The 22,804-nt window shown below is 62.1% G+C and carries 24 protein-coding genes and 2 pseudogenes; 7 read left to right on the top strand and 19 right to left on the bottom strand.

Annotated elements, in window-relative coordinates; all coding sequences use genetic code 11:
• Positions 1 to 11 precede the first annotated feature (11 nt).
• On the bottom strand, positions 12 to 1,514 hold the full coding sequence (gene nhaB / locus DCO48_RS03585; RefSeq protein ID WP_116549244.1) for a sodium/proton antiporter NhaB: 1,503 nt from the start codon (positions 1,512 to 1,514) through the stop codon (positions 12 to 14).
• A gap of 152 nt (positions 1,515 to 1,666) precedes the next feature.
• Between nhaB and DCO48_RS03580 the strand changes: the two genes are divergently transcribed.
• Together DCO48_RS03580 and nudC are read left to right on the top strand one after the other, a co-directional pair.
• Positions 1,667 to 2,479: a crotonase/enoyl-CoA hydratase family protein gene (locus DCO48_RS03580; protein ID WP_116549243.1), complete on the top strand. Its 813-nt coding sequence runs from the start codon at positions 1,667 to 1,669 to the stop codon at positions 2,477 to 2,479.
• Positions 2,480 to 2,513: 34 nt separating this feature from the next.
• Positions 2,514 to 3,344, top strand: a complete 831-nt coding sequence (gene nudC / locus DCO48_RS03575) for an NAD(+) diphosphatase (RefSeq protein WP_116549242.1) — start codon at positions 2,514 to 2,516, stop codon at positions 3,342 to 3,344.
• On the opposite strand, the gene DCO48_RS03570 is transcribed toward nudC, so the two are convergent.
• A complete protein-coding gene (locus DCO48_RS03570) occupies positions 3,312 to 4,091 on the bottom strand; it encodes a TSUP family transporter (protein ID WP_116549241.1) in 780 nt (259 codons plus the stop codon). The two genes, nudC and DCO48_RS03570, sit on opposite strands and share 33 nt — an antisense overlap.
• Before the next feature lie 95 nt (positions 4,092 to 4,186).
• Positions 4,187 to 4,642, bottom strand: coding sequence for a hypothetical protein (locus DCO48_RS22535; protein ID WP_133247583.1), 456 nt, complete (start codon positions 4,640 to 4,642; stop codon positions 4,187 to 4,189).
• Between DCO48_RS22535 and DCO48_RS03565 the strand changes: the two genes are divergently transcribed.
• The gene (locus DCO48_RS03565) at positions 4,642 to 5,592 is read left to right on the top strand and encodes a Dyp-type peroxidase (protein WP_116549240.1); all 951 of its coding nucleotides are present in this window, start codon (positions 4,642 to 4,644) and stop codon (positions 5,590 to 5,592) included. The genes DCO48_RS22535 and DCO48_RS03565 overlap by 1 nt on opposite strands.
• A gap of 266 nt (positions 5,593 to 5,858) precedes the next feature.
• Here the strand turns inward: DCO48_RS03565 and DCO48_RS03560 are convergent, their stop codons facing one another.
• On the bottom strand, positions 5,859 to 6,218 hold the full coding sequence (locus DCO48_RS03560; RefSeq protein ID WP_116549239.1) for an MmcQ/YjbR family DNA-binding protein: 360 nt from the start codon (positions 6,216 to 6,218) through the stop codon (positions 5,859 to 5,861).
• Positions 6,211 to 7,119 carry a LysR substrate-binding domain-containing protein gene (locus DCO48_RS03555; RefSeq protein ID WP_116549360.1) on the bottom strand — a complete coding sequence of 303 codons (909 nt, stop codon included), beginning with the start codon at positions 7,117 to 7,119 and terminating at the stop codon, positions 6,211 to 6,213. The genes DCO48_RS03560 and DCO48_RS03555 overlap by 8 nt, the downstream gene beginning before the upstream one ends.
• A 128-nt stretch (positions 7,120 to 7,247) precedes the next feature.
• On the opposite strand from DCO48_RS03555, the gene DCO48_RS03550 reads away from it, so the two are divergent.
• Both DCO48_RS03550 and DCO48_RS03545 read left to right on the top strand, forming a co-directional pair.
• Positions 7,248 to 7,859 (top strand): FMN-dependent NADH-azoreductase, encoded by a 612-nt coding sequence (locus DCO48_RS03550; protein WP_116549238.1) that lies wholly within the window; start codon positions 7,248 to 7,250, stop codon positions 7,857 to 7,859.
• Positions 7,860 to 8,001: 142 nt separating this feature from the next.
• Positions 8,002 to 9,033 carry a dienelactone hydrolase gene (locus DCO48_RS03545; protein WP_116549237.1) on the top strand — a complete coding sequence of 344 codons (1,032 nt, stop codon included), beginning with the start codon at positions 8,002 to 8,004 and terminating at the stop codon, positions 9,031 to 9,033.
• On the opposite strand, the gene DCO48_RS03540 is transcribed toward DCO48_RS03545, so the two are convergent.
• The 6 genes and pseudogenes from DCO48_RS03540 to DCO48_RS03515 form a co-directional block, all read right to left on the bottom strand.
• Positions 9,027 to 10,217 carry an MFS transporter gene (locus DCO48_RS03540; protein ID WP_116549236.1) on the bottom strand — a complete coding sequence of 397 codons (1,191 nt, stop codon included), beginning with the start codon at positions 10,215 to 10,217 and terminating at the stop codon, positions 9,027 to 9,029. The genes DCO48_RS03545 and DCO48_RS03540 overlap by 7 nt on opposite strands.
• A gap of 163 nt (positions 10,218 to 10,380) precedes the next feature.
• Positions 10,381 to 11,967: an ABC-F family ATPase gene (locus tag DCO48_RS03535; protein WP_116549235.1), complete on the bottom strand. Its 1,587-nt coding sequence runs from the start codon at positions 11,965 to 11,967 to the stop codon at positions 10,381 to 10,383.
• Between the two features lie 20 nt (positions 11,968 to 11,987).
• A pseudogene (locus tag DCO48_RS22880) lies at positions 11,988 to 12,195 on the bottom strand (hypothetical protein); the annotation flags it as partial.
• Between the two features lie 169 nt (positions 12,196 to 12,364).
• Positions 12,365 to 14,170, bottom strand: coding sequence for a hypothetical protein (locus tag DCO48_RS03525; protein WP_116549234.1), 1,806 nt, complete (start codon positions 14,168 to 14,170; stop codon positions 12,365 to 12,367).
• Complete coding sequence (locus DCO48_RS03520; RefSeq protein WP_133247582.1) at positions 14,167 to 14,844, bottom strand: hypothetical protein; 678 nt, start codon at positions 14,842 to 14,844, stop codon at positions 14,167 to 14,169. The genes DCO48_RS03525 and DCO48_RS03520 overlap by 4 nt, the downstream gene beginning before the upstream one ends.
• A gap of 110 nt (positions 14,845 to 14,954) precedes the next feature.
• Positions 14,955 to 16,040 carry a glycosyltransferase gene (locus DCO48_RS03515; RefSeq protein WP_165840723.1) on the bottom strand — a complete coding sequence of 362 codons (1,086 nt, stop codon included), beginning with the start codon at positions 16,038 to 16,040 and terminating at the stop codon, positions 14,955 to 14,957.
• A gap of 399 nt (positions 16,041 to 16,439) precedes the next feature.
• On the opposite strand from DCO48_RS03515, the gene DCO48_RS22685 reads away from it, so the two are divergent.
• Entirely contained in the window at positions 16,440 to 16,616 is a 177-nt protein-coding gene (locus DCO48_RS22685; protein ID WP_165840722.1) for a hypothetical protein, read from the top strand.
• Between the two features lie 41 nt (positions 16,617 to 16,657).
• Here the strand turns inward: DCO48_RS22685 and DCO48_RS03510 are convergent, their stop codons facing one another.
• The 3 genes from DCO48_RS03510 to DCO48_RS03500 form a co-directional block, all read right to left on the bottom strand.
• Positions 16,658 to 16,882: a hypothetical protein gene (locus tag DCO48_RS03510; RefSeq protein ID WP_116549231.1), complete on the bottom strand. Its 225-nt coding sequence runs from the start codon at positions 16,880 to 16,882 to the stop codon at positions 16,658 to 16,660.
• A gap of 65 nt (positions 16,883 to 16,947) precedes the next feature.
• Positions 16,948 to 17,175: a hypothetical protein gene (locus DCO48_RS03505; protein ID WP_116549230.1), complete on the bottom strand. Its 228-nt coding sequence runs from the start codon at positions 17,173 to 17,175 to the stop codon at positions 16,948 to 16,950.
• A gap of 33 nt (positions 17,176 to 17,208) precedes the next feature.
• On the bottom strand, positions 17,209 to 17,481 hold the full coding sequence (locus DCO48_RS03500; RefSeq protein ID WP_116549229.1) for a hypothetical protein: 273 nt from the start codon (positions 17,479 to 17,481) through the stop codon (positions 17,209 to 17,211).
• A 69-nt stretch (positions 17,482 to 17,550) separates the two neighbouring features.
• On the opposite strand from DCO48_RS03500, the gene DCO48_RS03495 reads away from it, so the two are divergent.
• Positions 17,551 to 18,228 carry a metallophosphoesterase gene (locus DCO48_RS03495; protein WP_116549228.1) on the top strand — a complete coding sequence of 226 codons (678 nt, stop codon included), beginning with the start codon at positions 17,551 to 17,553 and terminating at the stop codon, positions 18,226 to 18,228.
• Between the two features lie 140 nt (positions 18,229 to 18,368).
• Here DCO48_RS03495 and DCO48_RS03490 read toward each other — a convergent pair whose 3' ends face one another.
• The 5 genes and pseudogenes from DCO48_RS03490 to hbdH all read right to left on the bottom strand — a co-directional run bounded on the left by DCO48_RS03490 (position 18,369) and on the right by hbdH (position 22,802).
• Positions 18,369 to 20,834: an autotransporter outer membrane beta-barrel domain-containing protein gene (locus DCO48_RS03490; protein WP_256583961.1), complete on the bottom strand. Its 2,466-nt coding sequence runs from the start codon at positions 20,832 to 20,834 to the stop codon at positions 18,369 to 18,371.
• Between the two features lie 145 nt (positions 20,835 to 20,979).
• Entirely contained in the window at positions 20,980 to 21,255 is a 276-nt protein-coding gene (locus DCO48_RS03485; RefSeq protein ID WP_007932676.1) for a peptidylprolyl isomerase, read from the bottom strand.
• A gap of 37 nt (positions 21,256 to 21,292) precedes the next feature.
• Positions 21,293 to 21,484 (bottom strand): annotated as a pseudogene (locus DCO48_RS03480) (hypothetical protein); the annotation flags it as partial.
• Complete coding sequence (gene eco, locus DCO48_RS03475; protein WP_116549227.1) at positions 21,485 to 21,964, bottom strand: serine protease inhibitor ecotin; 480 nt, start codon at positions 21,962 to 21,964, stop codon at positions 21,485 to 21,487.
• A 67-nt stretch (positions 21,965 to 22,031) separates the two neighbouring features.
• Positions 22,032 to 22,802 (bottom strand): 3-hydroxybutyrate dehydrogenase, encoded by a 771-nt coding sequence (hbdH, locus tag DCO48_RS03470; RefSeq protein WP_116549226.1) that lies wholly within the window; start codon positions 22,800 to 22,802, stop codon positions 22,032 to 22,034.
• Between the last annotated feature and the right edge of the window lie 2 nt (positions 22,803 to 22,804).

Here is a 22,804-nt window from a genome sequence, read left to right as displayed (position 1 = left end):
GCGGCGTTACGCTACAGCCAGTACGTCACCGCCCACCAGCCCAGGCCCCCCATCACCAGCGTATACGGCAACGCCATCCACACCATCCGCCCATACGAGAGCCGAATCAGCGGGGCAATCGCCGAGGTCAGCAGGAACAGGAACGCCGCCTGCCCATTCGGCGTTGCCACGCTTGGCAAGTTGGTCCCGGTATTGATCGCCACCGCCAGCGTCTCGAAATGCTCGCGGCTTATGCTGCCATTGAGAAACGCCTGTTTCACCTCGGTGATATAGATCGTCGCGACAAACACGTTGTCGCTGATCGCCGACAGCAGGCCATTGGCAATGAACAGCATCCCCGGCTGCTGCTCCAGCGGCAACGCCAGGACCGCCTGGATCAACGGGCTGAACAGTTGCTGCTGATGAATCACCGCCACCACCGCGAAGAACACCACCAGCAACGCGGTAAACGGCATCGCATCCTGAAATGCCCGGCCCAGCCGGTGCTCGTCGGTAATCCCGGTAAACGCCGTGATCAACACGATCACCAGCAAGCCGATCAGCCCCACCTCGGCCACGTGCAGGCCCAGGCCAACAATCAGGATCAACGCCGCCAGCCCTTGCACCAGCAACGCCGCACGCTGCTGCGGCGTGCGCTGGGCATCGTCTTCGGCAGCGTAGGCGGCCAGCACCTGGCGCACCCGGTCCGGCAGCAAGGTGCCGTAGCCAAACCAGCCGAGCTTCTCCAACAGCACACAGGTCAGCAAACCGGCGCCCAGCACTGGCAACGACACCGGCGCGACCTGGCTGAAGAATTCGGCAAAGTGCCAGCCCATTTCATGGCCGATCAGCAGGTTCTGCGGCTCGCCCACCAGCGTGCACACGCCGCCCAGCGCCGTGCCCACCGCACCCTGCATCAGCAGGCTGCGCAGGAATGCGCGGAACTGTTCGAGGTCATCACGATCCAGCTCGCCGATCTGCTGATCGCTATCGATCTGCGCCTCGCTGCGCGGGTTGGTCCCGGAAGCAACCCGGTGATACACCGAATAGAACCCTACAGCGGCACTGATGATCACCGCGGTCACTGTCAAGGCATCGAGAAACGCCGACAGAAATGCCGAGAGGAAGCAGAACAGCAAGGCCAGCACGCTCTTCGAGCGCACCCCCAGCAGGATCCGCGAGAACAGGAACAACAGCAGGTCCTTCATGAAGTAGATGCCGGCCACCATGAACATCAGCAGCAGGATCACCGGGAAGTTGTGCTGCAGCTCTTCGTACAGTGCCTGTGGCGTGGTCATGCCGAGCAGCAGCGCCTCGACCATCAGCAAGCCACCCGGCATCAGCGGGTAGCACTTGAGCGCCATGCCCAGGGTAAAAATGAACTGCACCACCAGCACCCAGCCGGTGACCACCGGACCAAGGGTGAACAGCAGCAACGGGTTGAGCAGCAGGAACAGGCACAGGGTGGCCTTGTACCAGCGTGGCGAATGCCCGAGGAAATTGTGGGCCAGGGCGCCGGCCAGGGAACGGGGCATGAAAATGTTTCCTTATAATTCAACAGCTGCGCAACTTGCCCCAAGCGCGGGCCAAGATCAAGGACGCAAAGTCCCGGTTTTGGCACAAGTGCGGTCTCACGAGTGCGATATAGTCCGGCGACCCCACTGACCTCAGCCCAAGGAGAGCCCCCGTGACCGACTACAGCGCGTTCAAGGTCGAACTGACGAACAACATCGCCCACGTGCAGATCAACCGTCCGGAAAAGATCAATGCGATGAACGCGGCGTTCTGGAGCGAGATCGTCGAGATCTTCAAATGGATCGACGACACCGACGCCGTGCGCGTGGTGGTGATCAGCGGCGCCGGCAAGCACTTCTCTTCGGGTATCGACCTGATGCTGCTGGCCTCGGTGGCCAACGAACTGGGCAAGGACGTTGGCCGCAACGCGCGCCTGCTGCGGCGCAAGATCCTGCAGATGCAGGCCTCGTTCACTGCCGTCGACAATTGCCGCAAACCGGTCCTGGCGGCCATTCAGGGCTACTGCCTGGGCGGCGCGATCGACCTGATCGCCGCCTGCGACATGCGCTACGCCGCTGGCGACGCGCAGTTTTCGATCAAGGAAATCGACATGGGCATGGCCGCCGATGTCGGGACCCTGCAACGCCTGCCACGCATCATCGGCGACGGCATCCTGCGTGAGCTGGCCTATACCGGGCGGCATATCGACGCCGAAGAAGCGCGGCAGATCGGCCTGGTGAACCGGGTGTATGCCGATCAGGCCAGCCTGCTCGACGGAGTCTTTGCCATCGCCAGCGAAATTGCCGCAAAATCTCCGCTTGCCGTGGCCGGCACCAAGGAAATGCTCAGCTACATGCGCGACCACCGGATCGACGACGGTCTGGACTATATCGCTACCTGGAACGCCGCCATGCTGCAATCCACCGATCTGCGGGTGGCCGTGGCCGCCGGTATGAGCAAACAGAAACCGACTTTCGACGACTGACCCTCCAGTCGCCGAGTCATTAAGGAACGGCAACATGTCAGCGCGCTGGAGCACTGCGGTACTGGATACGACGATCACCGGCGGCTGGGCGGTTGCCCGCAGTGCCGAAGGCTTCCTGGTGGACGACAACGGCGCACTGTTCCCGCGCGACTGGCTCAAGCGCCAGGACCTCGACATCCTTTGCGAACACGGCATCGGCCATTACGATGGCCAGCCGGTGTTCCTGCTCGAACTGCGCGCCGTGCAGCCGGTGGCCGGCTGCAGCTGGCGCGGCCTGCGTCAGTTCATGCTCGAAGGCGACTTCGACACTTACACCATTCTCGGCTACGCCGCGCAGATCGGCACCTGGGCCCGTGAGCATCGCTTCTGCGGCAGTTGTGGTCAGCCGATGCAGCAGATCCACTGGGAGCGGGCGATGTACTGCCAGCCCTGCGAGCTGCGCAGCTACCCGCGCATTTCGCCGAGCATGATCGTGCTGATTACCCGTGGCGATGAAATCCTTCTGGCGCGCTCGCCGCGCTTCGTCAGCGGGGTGTACAGCACCCTGGCCGGTTTTGCCGAGCCGGGCGAGTCGGCTGAGGATTGCCTGGTGCGCGAAGTGCGCGAGGAAGTGGCGCTCGAGGTGCAGAACATCCAGTACGTCGGCAGCCAGTGCTGGCCGTTCCCGCATTCGATGATGCTTGGCTTCCATGCCGAATATGCCGCTGGCGAGATCGTCATGCAGCCGGACGAAATCGAGGACGCCCAGTGGTTCCGGGTCGATGCGCTGCCGCCATTGCCGGCGGGGCGCTCGATTGCCCGCTACCTGATCGACCTGTACGTGGCGCGGCGTTTAGGCCTGGCCGAACCAGTGCTGCCACGCTAGGCGCACGGTCAGCGCCAGCACCACGGTGATGAACACCGGGCGGATGAACTTGCTACCGCCGCTGATGGCGGTACGTGCACCGAAGAACGCACCGACCATCAGCGCCGAGCCCATCGAAAGGCCGACCAGCCAGTCCACCTGACCGGAGAAGATGAACACCGAGAGCGCGGCGGCATTGCTGACGAAGTTCATGCTGCGTGCCACACCGCTGGCCTTGACCAGGTCGATGGGGTACAGCAGCAGCGAACTGACCGTCCAGAACGCGCCGGTGCCGGGGCCGGCGACGCCATCGTAGAAGCCCAGGGTAAAGCCCTGCGGCAACTGCCATTTCTTTTTCACCGGCACATCGGCGTCCAGCGGTGCTTTTGGCGTGCCGCCGAACAGCAGGTACACGCCACAGGCAAAGACGATCACCGGCAGCATCTTGTTCAGCCATTCGGCGGGCAGATAATGGGCGATCACCGCGCCGAGCAGGGCGCCAATCAGGGTGCCAACCAGCGCATGACGCCATTGTGCCGGGTGAAACAGCTTGCGTCGGTAGTAGGTGAAACTGGCGGTGGCCGAGCCGAAGGTCGAGCTGAGTTTGTTGGTGCCGAGCACCAGGTGCGGCGGCATACCGGCGGTAAGCAGCGCCGGCGTGGTGAGCAGGCCACCGCCGCCGGCAATGGCGTCAATGAAACCGGCGACGAAAGCGACTGCGGCGAGAATGGCGAGGGTGGTGAGGTCTACGCTGAGTTCGAAAGGCATGGGCTTGGGCTTAATCGATTGGGCGCAGAAGGGGCTGCGCCGAAGGGGCGATAGTGTAAAGGAGAACGCCGCTGGCGGGGACCTTGCGCAGACTATCAGTGCCGGCCCAGAGCGCTTGAGGCAGGGAAATGTTCAATTTCATTTGAACCGCTCGTCGGATCCTCCGGCAACGCCGGCGGAAAGCTTGTGGCGGTTCTTTCTGGCTCGGTCAGCAAGACCTGTATTACGTGATTCATATTCTCAACGCTGCCATTGGCGCTCGCAGCGGTATTACCCACCAACTGAAGTTCAGCCGTAACAGTGAGGCTGAAGATTGGTCGATCGCCTTGGATACCACGGCATTCACCAGCGTTGATTGTGCGCCAGGCCATCGGTCGGCTGGACGGCAGGTTTACCAGCGGTTCTGCTCTGTCTGCATGGACTTGCCAGGTGATGCCGCTTCGCTGTTCATGAACGCCGGCGGCCACAGGTGGCACACAGACACTGTCAACGCTGGGTGTCTCTGCTACAGTCCACGCTTTCTCCGCTACCACAGTAAAAGCACGCAGCAATGGCCAACGACCTTATCGAAGCACAATCCGTTTGCAGCCCTATCACCCGCAGCGCGATCTTCATCGTCGCCACCCTGGCGCCCGGCGCCGAAGCCGCCGAGACTGTACGCGGCTGGTGCGCCGATGTCGCCGGGCTCACCCGCTCGGTCGGCAAGCGCGTGCCGGATGGCAACCTGTCCTGTGTCTGCGGCTTTGGCTCGGATGCCTGGGATCGCCTGTTCGGCGGCCCACGCCCCGCCAACCTGCACCCGTTCCGCGAGTTCGGCGTAGACGGCCGCCGTGCCGTAGCGACGCCGGGCGATATCCTCCTGCACATCCGTGCCGAGCAGATGGACCTGTGCTTCGAACTGGCCACCCAGTTGATGGCTGCGCTGGGCGACGCCGTTGCGGTGGTCGATGAAGTGCAGGGCTTCCGCTACTTCGACATGCGCAGCATCATCGGCTTCGTCGACGGTACGGAGAACCCGACCGGGCGCAAGATCGAGCGCTTCACCCTGGTCGGTGATGAAGACCCCGAGTTCGTCCAGGGCAGCTACGTGCTGGTGCAGAAGTACCTGCACAAGATGGGCGAATGGAACGCGCTGTCGGTCGAGGCCCAGGAGCGGGTCATCGGCCGGACCAAACTGTCCGACATCGAACTGGCCGACGACGTCAAGCCAAGCTGCTCGCACAGCAGCCTGACGGTGATCGAAGAAAACGGCGAAGAAGTGAAGATCCTGCGCGACAACATGCCGTTCGGTCGCCCTGGCGTCGGCGAGTTCGGCACCTACTTCATCGGTTACGCGCGCTCGCCGCAGCCGATCGAGCAGATGCTGGAGAACATGTTCGTCGGCAAGCCGGTGGGTAACTACGACCGCCTGCTGGACTTCAGCACGGCGGTGACCGGCGGCCTGTTCTTCGTGCCATCGGCCGATTTGCTCGAAGAACTGGCAGAGCGCGAGCCAGGCTAACCTGTGGGCTGCCCGCGCGTGGGCGCCGGTGTCGCGCCAGGCCGGTAAGGCGCAGAGTGGGTGGATTGATTCCTCCCCCCGTAATACCGGGCTTACGGGGGGTGATCTGCAAGCCGGTGGTTAACGTCCAACCCGGCAGCCAGCGTGTGAGTCGGTGGCTGCCAGGTTGGCATCGTTGCGTTCAGATGGCGCGAAGCACGCTCAGAACAAGAGCCGATGCGCAGTTGAACGTGGCAATTATGTCGTTGAAGCAGATCAACCCCGGACTACTGCAACAACCCGACTTGCACCCGTTTGGGTAGCCGGCTCACCACCAGTCGATGAGAGCGCCGAAGCAGTTCCTCCAGCTCCGCGCGCCCCAGCGCGTAGGGCGGCGCCACGCTGATCCAATGGGCCCGTGCCAGATACGGTGCCGGGCGCACACCGGGGCGATCGACATAGCCGAGAAACAGCGTGCTATCGACTTTGAACGACAACCCGGCAGCGGCCAGGTCCAGCACGGCGAACATCTTGTTGCCCGCCACCGAAAACACGCGCACGCCGCCCCATTTGTAGTCTTCTCGCGCCCCCGGCAAACTCAGGCACAGCGCTACCACCTCATCTTCGTTCATTGGCCGTTCAGACATAGCGTTCTCCACATTCCTCGAAACTTGCCACCAGATGGTCGATCCAGGCCCGCAGCGCCGGCAGCACGCCACGCCGATGCGGGTACACCGCTTGCAGATAACCGCTGGGCATCGACCAGTCTGGCAGCAACTGCACCAGTTCGCCGCTGGCCAGCTCGGCCTCGCAGTGCATGATCGGCAGTGCGGTAAAGCCCAGTCCGGCCAGCGTTGCCGCCTTACGCACGACAAAATCGTCCACCGCCAGTCGCGCTTCCAGCGTCAGGTCGTGCTTGTTGCCCTGCGCATCGAGCAGGCGCAGGTGCACTAGCCGGTCGGACTCCACCGCGCCAAGCACGGGCGCGTTGTTCAGGTCGGCGGGGGTACTGATCTGCTGCTCGGCAACGAACGCCGGAGTGGCCACCAGCATCAACTTGGCCTGGCGCAGCCGACGGGTGACCAGACTCGGGTCTTCGTCGCCCAGGTCGCGTACGCGCAGAGCAACGTCGATACCTTCACTGATCAGGTCGACCCGCCGGTTGAGCAGGACCATGTCCAACTGCACCTGCGGATACTGGGCGAGAAACCGGCTGATCACCGCCGGCAGGAACTCATGCGCCAGGCCCACCGGGCACGAAACCCGCAAGCGCCCGCGCGGTTCGCTGGTCATGCTGGCGACCGCCTCGTCGGCCATCTCCGCCTCCAGCAACATCGCTTGGCAATGGCGCAGGTAGCGCTCGCCAACTGCGGTCAGCTTCAGTTTACGTGTGGTGCGCTGTAACAGGCGGGTACCGAGGCGCTCTTCCAGCTCGGCAATACGCCGCGACAAGCGCGACTTGGGAATCCCCAGCAAGCGTCCGGCGGCGGCAAAACCACCGGCCTCGACCACCCGGGCGAAGTAGAAAAGATCGTTCAGATCCTGCATGAAATGACCCATTGTTCTATCAGTGGAACGAACTGATACATTTTTGCCAGCTTATCAGCTATTCGTGGCATCGGTAGGATTACCTCCATCGTGATCGCCGCACCGCGGTCCCCATTCAGGAGAGCCCCATGAAACTGTTGCACATCGACTCGAGCATCCTCGGCGACAATTCCGCTTCCCGTCAGCTCAGCCGCAGCGTGGTCGAGGCCTGGACCGCTGCCGAGCCAACTGCCGAGGTGATCTACCGTGACCTGGCCGCCGACGCGATCAGCCACTTTTCCGCCGCCACCCTGGTGGCTGCCGGCACTCCGGAAGCAATGCGTGATGCCGCCCAGCAGCACGAAGCCAAGCTGAGCAGCGAGACCTTGCAGGAGTTTCTCGACGCCGACGCGGTGGTGATTGCTGCGCCGATGTACAACTTCTCCATTCCAACCCAGCTCAAGGCCTGGATCGACCGTGTCGCCGTGGCCGGCAAGACCTTCCGTTACAGCGAAGCCGGCCCGGAAGGGTTGTGCGGTAACAAGAAGGTGATCGTGGTATCGACCGCCGGCGGCCTGCACCAGGGGCAGCCAACCGGCGTTGGCCATGAAGACTTCCTGAAAGTGTTCCTCGGCTTCATCGGCATCACCAACGTCGAGTTCGTCCGTGCCCACGGCCTGGCCTACGGTGAAGAGCCGCGCAAGCAAGCCTTGCAGGCGGCCCAGGCGCAGATCGACAGCGAGTTGTTCGTCGCCGCCTGAGGTTGACTGCGTTACACCCGAAACCGACTGCCGGCTTGCCCGGCAGTCGGTTTTTTCATCTGGATTTCATCTTCGCCAGCATGGCCCGATCTATGCTTCAACTTGGTTTGGCAGCATGGCCGGCCGTTCAAGGTGAAAGAGCATGTGGCGGGTACGCGCGGTTTTGATGCTATTGCTGATCGGCGGCTGTGTTTCGGTGCACGCCGAACCCGCCCAGCACTGGAGCGTGGGCCTGCACCGCATGACGTTTGCCGACCCACTGGATAACCAGCCGATGCAGGCCCTGGCGTTCTACCCGTCCACCGGCGCCGATCACCGGAGCACGATTGACGGCTATCGCATCGACGCTGTCGAAGGCTCGCCGGTGGCGATTGGGCGCTTCCCGCTGCTGATGCTGTCTCACGGCAACACCGGCACCCCGCTGGCGTTGCACGACCTGGCCACCGCGCTGGCACGGCGCGGTTTCGTGGTGGTGGCGGTCATCCACCCCGGTGACAACGCCCACGACCACAGCCGCCTGGGCACCCTGAGCAACCTCTATGGCCGGCCGCTGCAGATCAGTGCGGCGATCAGCGCAACGTTGGCGGACGCGCTGCTATCCCCCTATGTGAGCGTCGAGCAGGTCGGCATGATCGGCTATTCGGCAGGTGGCGAGACGGCCTTGATCCTGTCCGGCGCGCGGCCCGATCTGAAACGCTTGCGCCGTTACTGCCAGGAGCGTCCGCTGGACGGCGACGCCTGCAAGATGCGCGGTGAACTGATCGCCGATCGCGACGATCTGCTGCCCGAGGCCGATCCCCGCGTACGCGCCTTGCTGCTGATGGCACCGTTAAGCCTGATGTTCGGCCGTCAGAGCCTGGCCGATGTGCAAGTGCCGACGCTGATCTACAGCGGTGACCGCGACCAGTTACTGGCCATCGACAAGAACGCCGAGGCCCTGGCGCGCAAGCTGCCGATCTCGCCGGACTACAAGCGGCTGGCCGGTGCCGGGCATTTTGTGTTCATGGCGCCCTGCGACGACGAACAGCGCGCGCGCATGGCCGCGCTGTGCAACGACCCGGACGGTGTCGACCGCGCTGGCATTCACCTGAGCCTGCAGGCCGAAGCCACGCGCTTTTTCAACCGCGCCCTGGGCAAACCGAACCGGGCCGGCTTGCACACGGCCGATCAGTGAGCCTGGCTGCGTTTGAGCAGTACTGTGCTCAGGCCGACGCCGGCCAGCGAGAGCAGGGCGGCAACGCAGAAGATCCAGGCGTAGCCGAGCTGCGCGGCAACCATGCCCATCAACGGTCCGGCAATCGCCAGGGCCAGGTCGAAGAACACTGCATAGGCCCCCAGGCCGGCGCCGCGGCTGCTGCTGGGTACCTGTTTGATCGCTTCGACGCCCAGTGCCGGGTACACCAGCGACAGGCCAAAGCCGGTCAGCCCGGCACCGAGCAGGGCCAGCGCGGGAGATGGCGCCAACCAGAGCAGGCTCAGGCCCAGCGCCTCGACGGCCATGCAGACAATGGCCACCCGGTAGCCACCGTATTGATTGACCGCGTTGACGAACAGCAGGCGCGACAGGATGAAACAGATGCCGAAGGCGCTGAGGCACCAGGCGGCGCCACTCCAGCCGCGCTCCAGATAGAACAGGGTGACGAAGGTGGTCAGGCTACCGTAGCCGATTGAGGCCAGCGTCAGGCTGGCGCCACAGGGTGCGACCCGGGCGAAGGCGGCCCAGAACGGCAGGCGCTCGCCGCGCATCAGCGGCAGCGAGGGTTTGTTGCGCACGATGACCAGGGCCATGCCGGCGAGCAGCAGCAGGCCGATGCCCAGGCTGGCGAAGCTCAGCGTGCTGGTCAGCAGTACGCCCAGCGGCGCACCGATGGCGATGGCGCCGTACGAGGCGATGCCGTTCCAGGAAATCACTCGCGCGGTGTGTTCGGCGCCAACCTCGCCGATGCCCCAACTGAGCGTGCCGACGCCGATCAGACCCTGGGCGATGCCCAGTAGCACACGGCCGACCAGCAGCACCAGTAGGCTGATCGCCGGCAGGCTGACCAGCAGCGCCGAGGCCCAGGTCAGCGCACCTGCGGCGGCAATCCCGAGCAGGCCGTAGACGATCACCCGCTTGGTCCCAAGGCTATCGGCCAGGCGCCCGGCCATGGGCCGGCTGAGCAAGGTGCTGAGGTACTGCAGGCCGATGGTCAGGCCGGCAATGACGGCGCTGAAACCCAGCTGGTCGTGGACATGCCCAGGCAGCACGGCAATCGGCAGGCCAATGCAGAGGAAGGCGATGAAGGTGTAGAAGACGATCGAGAGGATCTGCAGGGTGACGCTGGCGCTAGGCGGTGCAGCAGGTGCCGGGGCAGTCATGGGGCTCGTTCGCGGGTCGGCGGGAGGAGAGCGCTCATGATGGCCGGGGAAGGGAATAAAAGAAAGCAGGCTAATGAGTTTTTACAGGTGCGCGTTCTACTGCCTTGAACCGTGCTGTGGGAGCCCGCGAGGCGGGCTCCCACAAACAGGCGTTTACTACGCTTTAGATCACCACGCCCTGGCTCCGCAGGTAGTCATCGTAGGTGCCGCTGAAGTCGGTCACGCCGCTTGGGCTCAGTTCGATGATGCGGGTGGCCAGCGAGGACACGAACTCGCGGTCGTGGCTGACGAAGATCAGCGTGCCTGGGTAGTTTTCCAGCGCCAGGTTGAGCGCCTCGATCGATTCCATGTCCAGGTGGTTGGTCGGTTCGTCCATCACCAGCACGTTCGGCTTTTGCAGGATCAGTTTGCCGAACAGCATGCGGCCTTGTTCACCACCGGAAATCACCTTCACCGACTTGAGGATCTCGTCGTTGGAGAACAGCATCCGGCCCAAGGTGCCGCGAATCATCTGCTCGCCTTGGGTCCACTGGCCCATCCAGTCGAACAGGCTGACATCGTCTTCGAAGTCGTGGGCGTGGTCCTGGGCGTAGTAGCCCAGCTCGGCGCTTTCGGTCCATTTTACCGAGCCGGCGTCCGGGGTCATTTCACCGACCAGGGTGCGCAGCAGGGTGGTTTTGCCGATACCGTTCGGACCGATGATCGCAACGCGCTCGCCGGCTTCGACGGTGAAGCTGAAGTTTTCGAACAGGGTCTTGCCGTCGAAGCCCTTGGACATCTTCTCGATGGTCACGGCCTGGCGGTGCAGCTTTTTGTTCTGTTCGAAGCGGATGAACGGGCTGACCCGGCTCGACGGCTTGACTTCGGCCAGCTGGATCTTGTCGATCTGCTTGGCGCGGGAGGTGGCCTGCTTGGCTTTCGAGGCGTTGGCCGAGAAGCGGCTGACGAAGGTCTGCAGTTCGGCGATCTGGGCTTTCTTCTTGGCGTTGTCCGACAGCAGTTGCTCGCGCGATTGCGTGGCAGCGGTCATGTACTCGTCGTAGTTGCCCGGGAACAGACGCAGCTCGCCGTAATCGAGGTCGGCCATGTGCGTGCAGACGCTGTTCAGGAAGTGCCGGTCGTGGGAAATGATGATCATGGTGCTGTTACGCGCCGTGAGAATGGTTTCCAGCCAGCGGATGGTGTTGATGTCCAGGTGGTTGGTTGGCTCGTCGAGCAGCAGCACTTCCGGGTCGGAGAACAGCGCCTGGGCCAGCAGCACACGCAGTTTCCAGCCGGGGGCGACTTCGGTCATCGGGCCGAAATGTTGTTCCAGCGGAATACCCAGGCCCAGCAGCAGCTCGCCGGCACGGGATTCGGCGGTGTAGCCGTCCATCTCGGCGAACTCGGTTTCCAGTTCGGCGACGGCCATGCCGTCTTCTTCGGTCATTTCCGGCAGCGAGTAGATGCGATCGCGCTCGGCCTTGACCCGGTAGAGTTCTTCATGGCCCATGATCACGGTGTCGATCACGGTGAATTCTTCGTAGGCGAACTGGTCCTGGCGCAGTTTACCCAGACGGACGTTCGGCTCGAGCATGACCTGGCCGCCGGACGGCTCGAGGTCGCCGCCGAGGATCTTCATGAAGGTCGACTTGCCGCAGCCATTGGCGCCGATGAGACCGTAGCGGTTGCCGTTGTTGAACTTGACCGAGACGTTCTCGAACAAGGGCTTGGCACCGAACTGCATGGTGATGTTAGCGGTGGAGATCAAAGGGCTTACCTATCAATAGCTTATGGTGTGCTTGTTTCGCCTGGGAGCAATTTGGGACCAATCTTCAACTTCTCAAGCTCGTTCCAATCGGAAGCCGAATTGATCTATCGTGCCGATGTCGACAGAAGCATCTGCACGCTGTGACCGAGTTGTTGGGGCGATAAAGGCGGGGTTGAGGCCAGACATTGCGCGTATTGTCGCATAGGTATGGCGACAGTTGTATGGGGGCGTACATGAGCGCCGCTCGTACACGACCAGGCTCGATCAACGCTGGACGCTGCGCATTAACCCAATTGCGTAGGAGGGGCCAGCCCCTCCATTCCGCGTTTGTACGCTACAGGCAGGTATACCTGGGGCCAGGGCGCCCTCAATAGATCGCTTCTCTGCCCCTGGATGCTCAGTGAGTAGATGTGGCCAATACCGCAGCGGGCAAATCCTCAGCCTTCAGGCTTCGCGTGATTACGAATCCGTACTTGTCCTCGCTGGCCAGATAATCCGTAGCGCCCAGGGATGCGCGCAGTGCTGGATAGCTGAACGATTCCGGCCCCATCAGGACACGGCTGCCCGGATGCTGTTTGATAGCGTCGACGACGCATTCGATGTTGGCGCAGCTGCGATGGCGCTTCTCCATGTCAGGTAGCAGTGCGACGAACTGATAGTTGGAGATGATCAGGCCATCGCCCAAGCTGTCGATGTCTGTATAAACCAGGCTATTGACGGTTGGCCAAACTATTCCGCGGCGGGCCTCTTTGGCGGCCTCAAGGTAGCGTGATTCGCCAATACCCAATTGCAGCGCGCCGGCGATGGCAATGGCGAGTGCTATGCCGATGAGCTGAAGTGTCGCGCTACCACTGCTGCGTTGTCGCCGTATGACGCTATTAATCGAACCGAAGCGCGCGCCCAGTGGTGCCAGCTCGCGCATGAGTGGACGTTCGAGAATCGACGCGCCGCAGATCGCCGACATCCCCAGCAAAGCAATCAGGAACCAGCCGTTGCGCTCATCATAGGCGCAGCAGTTCGCATAGGCGGTAAATGCAATACCGGAGAAAACCAGATAAATCAGACCAATCTGACTCGCCAGGCGTTTCGGCGTAAGCAGGTTGAACGCGGCCAAGGTAAGCATCAGCAGCAACGGGAACCGTCCAAACATGCTGACAACCAGATTCCAGCCATTCTCATAGATGCCACCGCCGGCGGATGCCTTTGACGTCAGGCTCATGAGAAAAGTGAGGTTGCCCAGCGCAGCCGGCATCGACGGCGCGGACGAGAAGATAATCATAAAGGTCGCAGGTGGGATGACCATGGCAATCAGGCGCGTCAGATACCAGCCAAACCCTTTCGAGGTACGCAGCCCGATCAGGATCAGTCCCAGCGCGATCACGACAGCGCCGAGGGCACCTGGCTGCTTGGTAATCGCGCCGATGCCTGCAAACAGCGCTGCACACAAGGTGTACTGATCAATCCTCTCGTCCTGGCGTTCGCAACAGGTCGCAAGGTACAGCGCCACGCCTGCGATCAGGGTAATCATCATCACGATAGGGTCTGTGATGCCGGCCAGCAGGTGCGGGTTCAGCAGGAATATGCCCCATACCGAAAGGAACACCAGCAGTGCTGCTATAGGTCGGCGGGCGATGGAGAGCGAGCCGATCTGAACAACCAGCAGCAGCGGGAACACACACAGCAATAGCCGCGTCATGACCCAGACCATTGGGTTGGCCTGGGCCTTGTACACCAGCGACCACAGCCCCGGTAAGAACAGCGGGTAGGCTGCGCTGTAAGGCGCATAGGTATTCTCGTAGAGCTGCATTGCCCAGTTGTTCCAGGACGCATTGACGTCCCAGCCGGAGAGTACGATTTCTCCTTCAAAGATTGGCTTGAGTGCCGCCAGCGGACTCAATAGCAGACCGAGAAGCAATAGCACCACTACGAGGATTACGGCGCCGAAATCGAAGGTGACGACGGCATCGTTGCCCTTGAGGAACCGGCGCACGGTGACCACACCCACCACCAGAAGAATCGGCAGCAGCAGGTCGCCCAGGTTCAACCAGTAGGACACGAAGACTACCAGCCAGCTCAGCCACAGCGACTTGGCGACAGTCAATGTAGTGAGAGAGAGTACGTCGATGCGGCCTCTGATCGGCCAGATAAAACCAATCAACAGTACAAACAGCGAAACCGCCAGGAACCCGAAAAAAAGCGTCATTTGTTGTCCTCAACAGGCACATAAGGCGCGAACTTGACGTTCGACAGCACCACCGCCGCTTTAGGGTCACCGTAATTGAGGTTGATGGCGATCTTCATATAGCGGGCATTCGACGGAATTCGGTTTTGACCTGGCTCGGCAGGAGAGAACAGGCCGCTCAGTACGGTCCGCCCAGTAGCGCGGTTGATCACGTTGTTCGAGGCGACGCCGAACATGTGCGATTGTGGGGCGATGATGATGTTTTTATTCTCATCGAAAAATACCAGGCCCGCGTACGTGGCCGAACCCTTGTCGTCGCTACCGTCAGCGATGGCCAACAACTCTATGCTCATCCGATAGTGTTCGTTGCTGTTGATGGGCAGCAGTTGACGGCTGTAAAGGTTGCTCGGGCCGACAAACAAGGCACCGCTACGGCGGCCCTCCTGCACCAGCGCCAGCTGGTCTTGGAAAACCTGCTGGGAATCCCGGGCATCTACATAGCGGGAATAGTTCACCGCACTGATGTCGAAGTGATCCCAAAGCCCGAGCCGTATCGACAGTTCCTGTCGATACAGGAAGGCAGTGCCGATAATAAGCCACAGCAGTAGCAATGCCGCTATCCAACGGAAAGTACGTGTACGCAGTTCTACATCGTTGCCCACATAAGAGGAAGGCGTTTGAGTGGTCGTATTCATGTCTGATTCACAAAGGCAGGCTGGCGATTTTTACCGAGTGGATTGGGCCAATCTGGAGGTACAAAGGCATCCGCGCCGACCACGATTGGCCGGCGCGGAGCAGGAAGGGGTTACTCAGCTCTTTCCGCGATCGTTGCAGCGGGGATGGCGGTGGATGCCAGCGTCGGAGCCGCACCGGCTTCTTTGAAGATAAAGGCCTTTTGCACGAAGAAGTTGAAGAAGAACAATGCGAGGGTGCCAAGAATGTAAGTCAGTACTTTCGGCATGTCGAACTGCTCTTTGGCCAGGTCGATCAGCGGCACAAGCATGGAAATATTCAGGAGCACCAGGAGGAGGTACTTCGTGAATGTGCTAACGGTATCGCCACCCACTTTATAGATGAAACTGCGTGCCAGATAGAAGTAGCCTATCGTGCCGACGGTCCTCGCCAGTACCACGGACGCGGTGGTGGAGCCGGTGAGCACGTCCGCCAGGTGGAACGTCAAGAAGTCCATCAAGGCGAGAAACAGAGAAACTATTCCGCCACGCAGCAATACCGCGTAGATCTTCGCCGAGTCCTGTAGTTTGCGGAAATGGGAAGAGGGGTTGCCCGGCTCATAGACAGTTTGAATGACGACTTCCTGGAGCTTGTTGCGACGCGCGAAGATGATCAGCGCTGCAAGCTCAAAGTCGTATTTGTCCTTGGTAATGGCCAGCAGATCTTCATAAAATCCGGCCGGGATGTAACGGAGTCCGGTTTGTGTGTCGTTGACCCGCTTGCCATGGACCAGATGAAAAACCCGGATAGTCAATTCGTTGCCGAACTTCGAGCGCAAAGGCGTGGATTCGTCGAACACTCGGCGACCAAGGATTACCGAATCGTGGGCTTGGTTACCGGCCGCCAGCACGCGGAGAATATCCTCAGGTAAGTGCTGACCATCGGCATCGGCAGTGAGCACGTAAGGCATGCCTCTATCACGGGCGATAGCAAGGCCGGTTTTAAGTGCGCCACCTTTGCCTTTGTTTACTGCATGCGTGATAACTTCAATACCCCGAGCCTCCAGATCGGCAAATACCTGAAGCGCTACTTCTCGCCGGGAACCATCGTTGATGATGAGTAAGGGCACGCTCTTCTCGGCCCCCTGCATCAGTGCTAGCAGCTCATCCACAAGCTTGACCAGCGTTTCATCCGGTTCGTAGGCGGGGATTAAAATCACGATAAGTTCCATCTTATGGGGCGAGGACCGCGGACTTTATATCCGAACTGTTGGGCCGTCAATCTAGATGGCCCCACCACCGCTGCCGACACCGCGCCTTGTTCATCGGCACCCGTCGCGCAAAAGATGGTAAGCGAACTAACTAGCCAACAAAATTGCATGGACTGCCGTCTGGTCGGCGACAGCACTGGACACGAAACTGGATCCAAACTTCCGAAACTGTACGGATATCTCACGCATACGGAGATGGAGTTCACCTCGATCTCAGTTCATGCTCACTAGTACGGCCCGCTGCACCTGGCTCAGGTCGCCTGCGCGGTCGAAGCTTTGCGGCATTGACCGCAGCCGCTGGCAGCTTTATATAGGCGCCCTGAAAACAGCCGCAGCCAGGAGCCGTGCATGAACGACGAAAACGATATCCACGAACCCGAGCACGATCACTTGCTCGACCATGAGTTCGACGAAGGCCATGAGCCGGCCGAGGCCGAGGTCAACCCGCTGTTCGACGACAGCGACGACGAGGAATACGGGTTGGATGTGCTCGATGAAGAAGACCACGACGACCACGTCGACTGACACTGGCCAGCCGTTGCAGCGGCTTCAAAGAGCCTCTCGGATCAGCGGAAGCGCGGTAGCGGGCGATCCAGGCTCAGTGTGGTCAGGGTCTTTTTCACCAGCACTTCATCGGCTTCGACGGCCTTGAGGCTGTCGCGGATCTTGCCGGCGACCGGGCGGTCGCCCTGGCTGTCGATCCAGTCGGCGATTTCCTTGCAGGCGAAGGCCAGTCGATCCTGGCGTTGGTTGATCAGGCTGAGCAGGGTGGTGATCTCTTTGTCCGACATGGCACATTCCTCCCGTAGGCGTAATAAAGTGTAGCAGGGCCCGCTGCAACAGCCTGTGGCGTGGGTCAGTCGGCCTTGCCGCGCACGATGCGGCCGTCCTTGATCTCGTCGGCGTAGGCTTTGAGTTTGTCCGAGTCCTTGTACAGGCGGTTCATCAGGTGCAACACGGCGACCACGTCGACGTCCTTGATCCGCTCGGCCAGCTTGCTGATCTCCCCGGCGGTGCGCTCCAGATTGCCGGCCACGGCTTTCAGGTCGCGCTTGAGTTCGAGGGAGGTTTTCTTGATGCCCATGCTGGATCCTGCCAATACGTTTAGGCGGCCATTCTAGCAGGCTGGCCGCCGCCGGGGCCGACCTGTGTCAACCTTTGAAGGTCTTGCGGAACCATTCAAGTAGCGGCCGCCGAGCTTCTGCAGTTCGGCGGCCAACTGCTTCATTACATAGGCGTCGGCGCCACGGTTGTAGCCGCTGCTGTCGAGGCGGGCGTCGCGAAATTTTTCTGGATGGATATAGTCGACCGTCACGGGCGCTTCGGCGGCCGGCTGTGCCATGCTGTTCGCCGCCAGCAAGGTCAGGGCAAGAAGCAGGGCAGGGCGCATGATTCACCTCCAGGGGCGGGGTGGCTCTAGTTTACGCCCGAGGCGCGGCAGTAGCGAAAGGAGACGGCAATGAACAGCATGCTGCAGGTGGCGGCTAATACACGCGGGCGCGATCTGGCGGTGGGCGATGTGCACGGGCATTTCAGCCGTTTGCAGCAGGCGCTGGATGCGGTCGGTTTCGATCCGGCGGTCGACCGGCTGTTCAGCGTCGGCGACCTGGTCGACCGCGGTCCGGAATGCGCCCAGGTGCTGGAGTGGCTGGCACAGCCCTGGCTGTATGCGGTGCAGGGTAACCATGAGGGGCTGGCAGTGGCGCTGGTGCGCGGGCAGTGGCTGGACCTGGGCCAGTACCGAGCGGCTGGCGGCGGCTGGTTTATCGATATGCCGAGGGCCCAGCAACTGCCGTTTGCCGAGCGTTTCGAGCGGTTGCCGCTGGCGATCGAGCTGGAGACAGCGCAGGGCCCGGTAGGGTTGCTGCATGCCGATTGTCCGTTTGCCGACTGGAATCGGTTACGCGACTTGTTGCAGGCGCCACTGGAAAAACAGGTGCAGGATGTCTGCCAGTGGTCGCGGCTAAGGCTGCAGCAAGGCAACAGCGAGGTGGTCAATGGGCTGCGGGCGCTGGTGGTTGGGCATACGCCATTGCGCCGGGTGAAGGTGCTGGGGAATGTCTGGCATATCGATACCGGTGGCTGGGCCAGCGGGCAGTTCAGTTTGCTCGACCTGAAGACGTTGACTGTCCTCTAGGCGGGGGAGCCGCATCGCTGGTGGAGTGCCGCCTGCAACGCGGGTTCAGCCTACCGACCACGGCGGGTGTTCAACCGTATCAGTGCCGCGCTGCTCAACTGCGCCGAACTCGGCTTGCTGGCAGCGCGGCGCGTCGGGGCCTAATAGCTCAGGCGAAGCCCTAGGTTGGCCCCGACGCGCTCTTGCTGACGGGCATCCAGATGGGTCCCGTAATCCACGCCCAGGTGCACGCTGACACTCGGGTTGATCTGCGCCACCACCCCGGCACCGACCTCCATCGACGCGCTGCGGTAATCGGTCTTGACCTTGTCGACAGCATCGAAGGTCAGCGTGTCGCGGCCACCGTCGCCGTGCCAGGCGTTCACCTGCACGAAAGGCTGCAGCGGCACGTCCCCGGCCTTGAAGTCGCCCTCCAGACGCAAGCCAAGCCGGCCGGTCAGTTCGGTCTGGGCATCGAAGCTGACGCGCGCGGCACTGTCGTTGGCGCTGTCCAGCGAGACCTTGCTGGCGATCAGTTGCACCTGCGGCTCCAGGCGCCAGCGCGGCGACAGGGTGAACGGATATCCCGCCTCCAGCGATGCCGCCCAGGCATGCCCATCGAGATCGAGCTTGTCGCCGCGATCGGAACGGGCCCGGCCGTCCAGGCTGGAATGCTGCAACACGGCATCGAGGTACCAGCGCTGCCGACCGATCAGCGTCCAGTACACGCCGACATGCTCGCTGTCGAGTTTCAGGTCGCCCACTGCGGTGTCGTGAGTGCCCACGGCGAAGCCTTTCACGTCGCCGTCGATATGGCTTGAGCCAAGATACACCCCGACATGCTGCCGTGCACCGCTGTCGCTGAGCCAGGCAAACAGGTCCTGGCCAACCTTGAAGCCGTACAGGCTGCCATCCAGGCTGGGCTCGACGGTGCCTGACCAGCGCTGGCGGACACTGCTGCCATACGCCTGGCCCCAGCTGGCCGAGACGGCGCCAGTCTCATTCAGCAACTGCTGGTCGCCCTGACGCTGGTGGAAGGTGCTCAGCGCGCTACGCACAACCAGTGCCGCAGCTCGTGGGGCCGCGGCGTAAGTGGCGACTTCCGGGCTGTACAGCGGAATGCTTTGCCCGGCCACGGCCTGCGGTAACGCCGACTGGCCCGGCGCTGGTGCGGCCAGCGGCACACTGGTCGCCGGTGGCTCGACCGGTTGTGGCTCGCCCGGCGCCGGCAGCGGCGGCGGGGCGAGCACCGTGGAGCGGAGGAACCAGCTCTGTTCGCTGCCCGCCGTGACGCCCCCCTTGAACAGCCGGTAGTCGAAGGCCCCGGCACGCAACACCTGGGTCTGCACAAAAGCGCCGTTGCTGCTGGTGGCGCCATTGGCGGCTTCCACTACCTGGATGCCGTTCTGGCTGGTTGCTGCCCCGGCGCCGCCGAGATTATTGACCTGCAGATGGGTGGTGCCGGTGATAGCCCCCTGGTTTACCACCAGCCGATCCGAGGCGGCACCGTCGCCGGCCAGCACGCTGTTGAGCTTCAGGGTGCCATTGTTGCCGGTGTAGTTGCCGTTGATGATCAGCCGACCGAGGGCATCGCCGCCAGTGCTCAGGTCGATCAGGCCGGTGTTGCCGACATTGACGTTCTGCCCGGCAACCGCTGCCGAAAGGCTGCCACCACGGGAGACGATCTGGCTGCTGCCATCAACGCTCAGGCTGCCGGTACCGCTGCCAGCATCGCCGAGCAGAAGCGTGTCGTTCAAAGTAAGCACCGAACCGTTGTTGAGGAACACGCTCTCCCAGTTGGTATAGCGCGCGCCGCGGCTGCTGCTGGTGTGGTCGAAAGTCAGGCGGTCGTTGCCCGTGTTGCCATTGATCACGGCTGGCAAGCCCAGTTGGGTTTCGCTGAGGTTACTCAGGGTGACGGTATCGTCGCCGGTGTCCATCTGGACTTCGCCGCGGATCAGCCCGCCATCTCGCCAAGTGAACTGGTCGTTGCCGGTGCTGAGCAGGAGGTTGCCAGCGACTTCGCCGCCACTGATGGTCACGATATCGACCCCGGCGCTAGTGCTGATGTTGCCGCCGATGAAGGCGTTGCCACTGACGGTGATGGTGTCCTGACCAAGGCCGGTGACCAGGCTGCCGATAATCCGCCCGCCGGACTGATCCCAGCTGTTGTTGTCCAGCTTCATGTCGACGCGGCCGATGCTGCCGCCGGTCATCTTGCCGACATCGCCGTCTTCAAAGGCGCCGACGATGGTCCCGCCGGTCATGGTAAAGGTGTCGCGGCCGTTGCCTTGGGCCAGTGAGCCGATGCTGCCAGCGGTCATGAGGAAACCGTCGATGCCGCCACCCTGGCTGACTGCGCCGGTAATGGTGCCGGCATGCACAGTAACCAGGTCGCTGCCGTCGCCAAAGGAGACGCTGCCAAGGGTGCCGGTGCCACCTGCCGGCAGGGTCAGGGTGTTGTTGCCGGTAAGGTCGGTGAGGGATGGCGCTGTGCCGCTGTCACACAGGTAGTGGTCATTGCCGCCACTGTCGGGCCCGGTAACGCAAGCTGCCTGGGCGTTCGACAGGCCCAGGCCAAGCAACGGCAACGCACAGAGTGAAACCAGTTTCGAAGGATGCATCATGCCGGTCTTCCCTTTTGCCAAAGGCGTACACCACGGCGCATCCGGCTGCCTTTGCTTCAGGCCGGATGAGTGATGCCACAGTGATACAAACGAAGGGGGGGACCGACAACTGGCAAAAATATCAGGTGAAGCACTTCAGCAAGGCTCAATCCCGGTAAAACACCTGCACCAGGTGGTAGCCGAACTTGCTTTTGATCGGACCGTGCACGGTGCGCAGCGGTTTCTTGAAGATCACTTGGTCGATGGCGCCAACCATTTGCCCTGGGCGCACTTCACCCAGGTCGCCGCCGCGTTTGCCCGAAGGGCAGGTGGAATACTTCTTCGCCAGCACGTCGAACGCTTCACCCTTGGCGATCCGTTGCTTGAGTTGTTCGGCCTCTTCGGCGGTCTTGACCAGAATGTGACGGGCCTGTGCTTTCATTGGGCGGGTGCCTCTGCGTGCGCTAAAAAGCTGCGGATTATGCCTGATCGCGCAGCTCGATGCGGTCCTGAAAATAAGTCAGGGCCTCGGGATTGGCCAATGCGTCGGTATTCTTCACCGGCAGGCCGTACACCACGTTGCGCACCGCCAGTTCGACGAGCTTGGCGCTGATGGTGCGGGGGATGTCGGCCACCTGAACAGTCATCGCTGGCACATGCCGAGGGCGGGTTTACTCCTCGCTGGCGGTCTTGACCTCGGTGGAGGCCGACCAGACCCGATAGCGCACTTCGACATCCTTGGGCACGTACACCACGATCGGCAACTTGCTGTTGTAGCGCAGCAGGAAACCATCGCCGACTACCGGCACGAATTCCTTGGTTTTCTTGCCATCCGGGCAGGCCATCAGGGTGCTCATCGGGCCCTCGACCTTGGCCAGGGTGTAATAGTTGTAACCCCAGCCTTCGAGGGTTTTTTCTTCCAGGGTACCGCCCAGGCGCTGCTTGTTGCAGTCGACCTCAAGCTGTTTGCCGGCAAGGATTTCCACTTTGAAGGCATATTCGTCGGTTTGTGCCGGCAGGTGGATCACCTGGCGACTGAAGCCTTTTTCTGCTTCCGGATACGGCGCGACATCCTTGAGGCTGGCTGCCTGGCTCTGTGCGGCAACGGCCAGCGACAGGGTGAACAGGGCAGTAAGAGAAGTAGGGCGCATGAATGCTCCTTGCTGTGAAAATTGAACCTCGAAGCCAGCCAGGGTTCAGGCGCCCGTTGCCTTGCGGTTACTGGGCGAGCCAGCCGCCGTCGATGTTCCAGGCAGCGCCGCGAACCTGGCTACCGGCTTCGCTACAGAGGAACAATACCAGCTCACCCAGATGTTGCGGGGTGACAAAGGCCAAAGACGGCTGCTTTTCTGCCAGCAGATCGTGCTGTGCCTGCTGTGGGTCGACCCCGCCAGCCGCGCGATCGTCGATCTGTTTCTGCACCAGTGGGGTCAACACCCAGCCCGGACAGAGGGCGTTGCAGGTAATGTTGCTGGTGGCAGTTTCCAGGCCGACCACCTTGGTCATGCCGATCACGCCGTGTTTGGCGGCCACATAGGCGACCTTGCCCACAGAGCCGACCTGGCCGTGCACCGAGGCGATGTTGATGATCCGCCCCCAGTTGCGCTGGCGCATGCCCGGCAGGGCCAGGCGGGTGCTGTGGAATACGGCCGAGAGGTTGAGGGCGATGATCGCGTCCCAGCGCTCGACGGGAAACGCCTCGACGGGCGCCACATGCTGGATGCCGGCATTGTTGACGAGAATGTCGATGCCGCCGAAGTCGCGTTCGGCATAGGCAAACAGCTCGCCGAGCTGCTCGACGCTGGCCAGGTCCGCCGGGTGATGACCAACCCGGGTGCCGTGCCGGCCGACCTCGGCCAGCGCCGCACTGGCGTCGCCGAAACCGTTGAGAATGACGTCGGCGCCGGCCTGCGCCAGGGCTTGGGCGATACCCAGGCCGATGCCGCTGGTAGACCCGGTAACCAGGGCGACTTTTCCGTTGAGGCTCATAA

The sequence above is a fragment of the Pseudomonas sp. SDI genome, assembly GCF_003105155.1.
Lineage (GTDB): Bacteria > Pseudomonadota > Gammaproteobacteria > Pseudomonadales > Pseudomonadaceae > Aquipseudomonas.
This window is presented reverse-complemented; position numbering and strand designations above follow the sequence as displayed.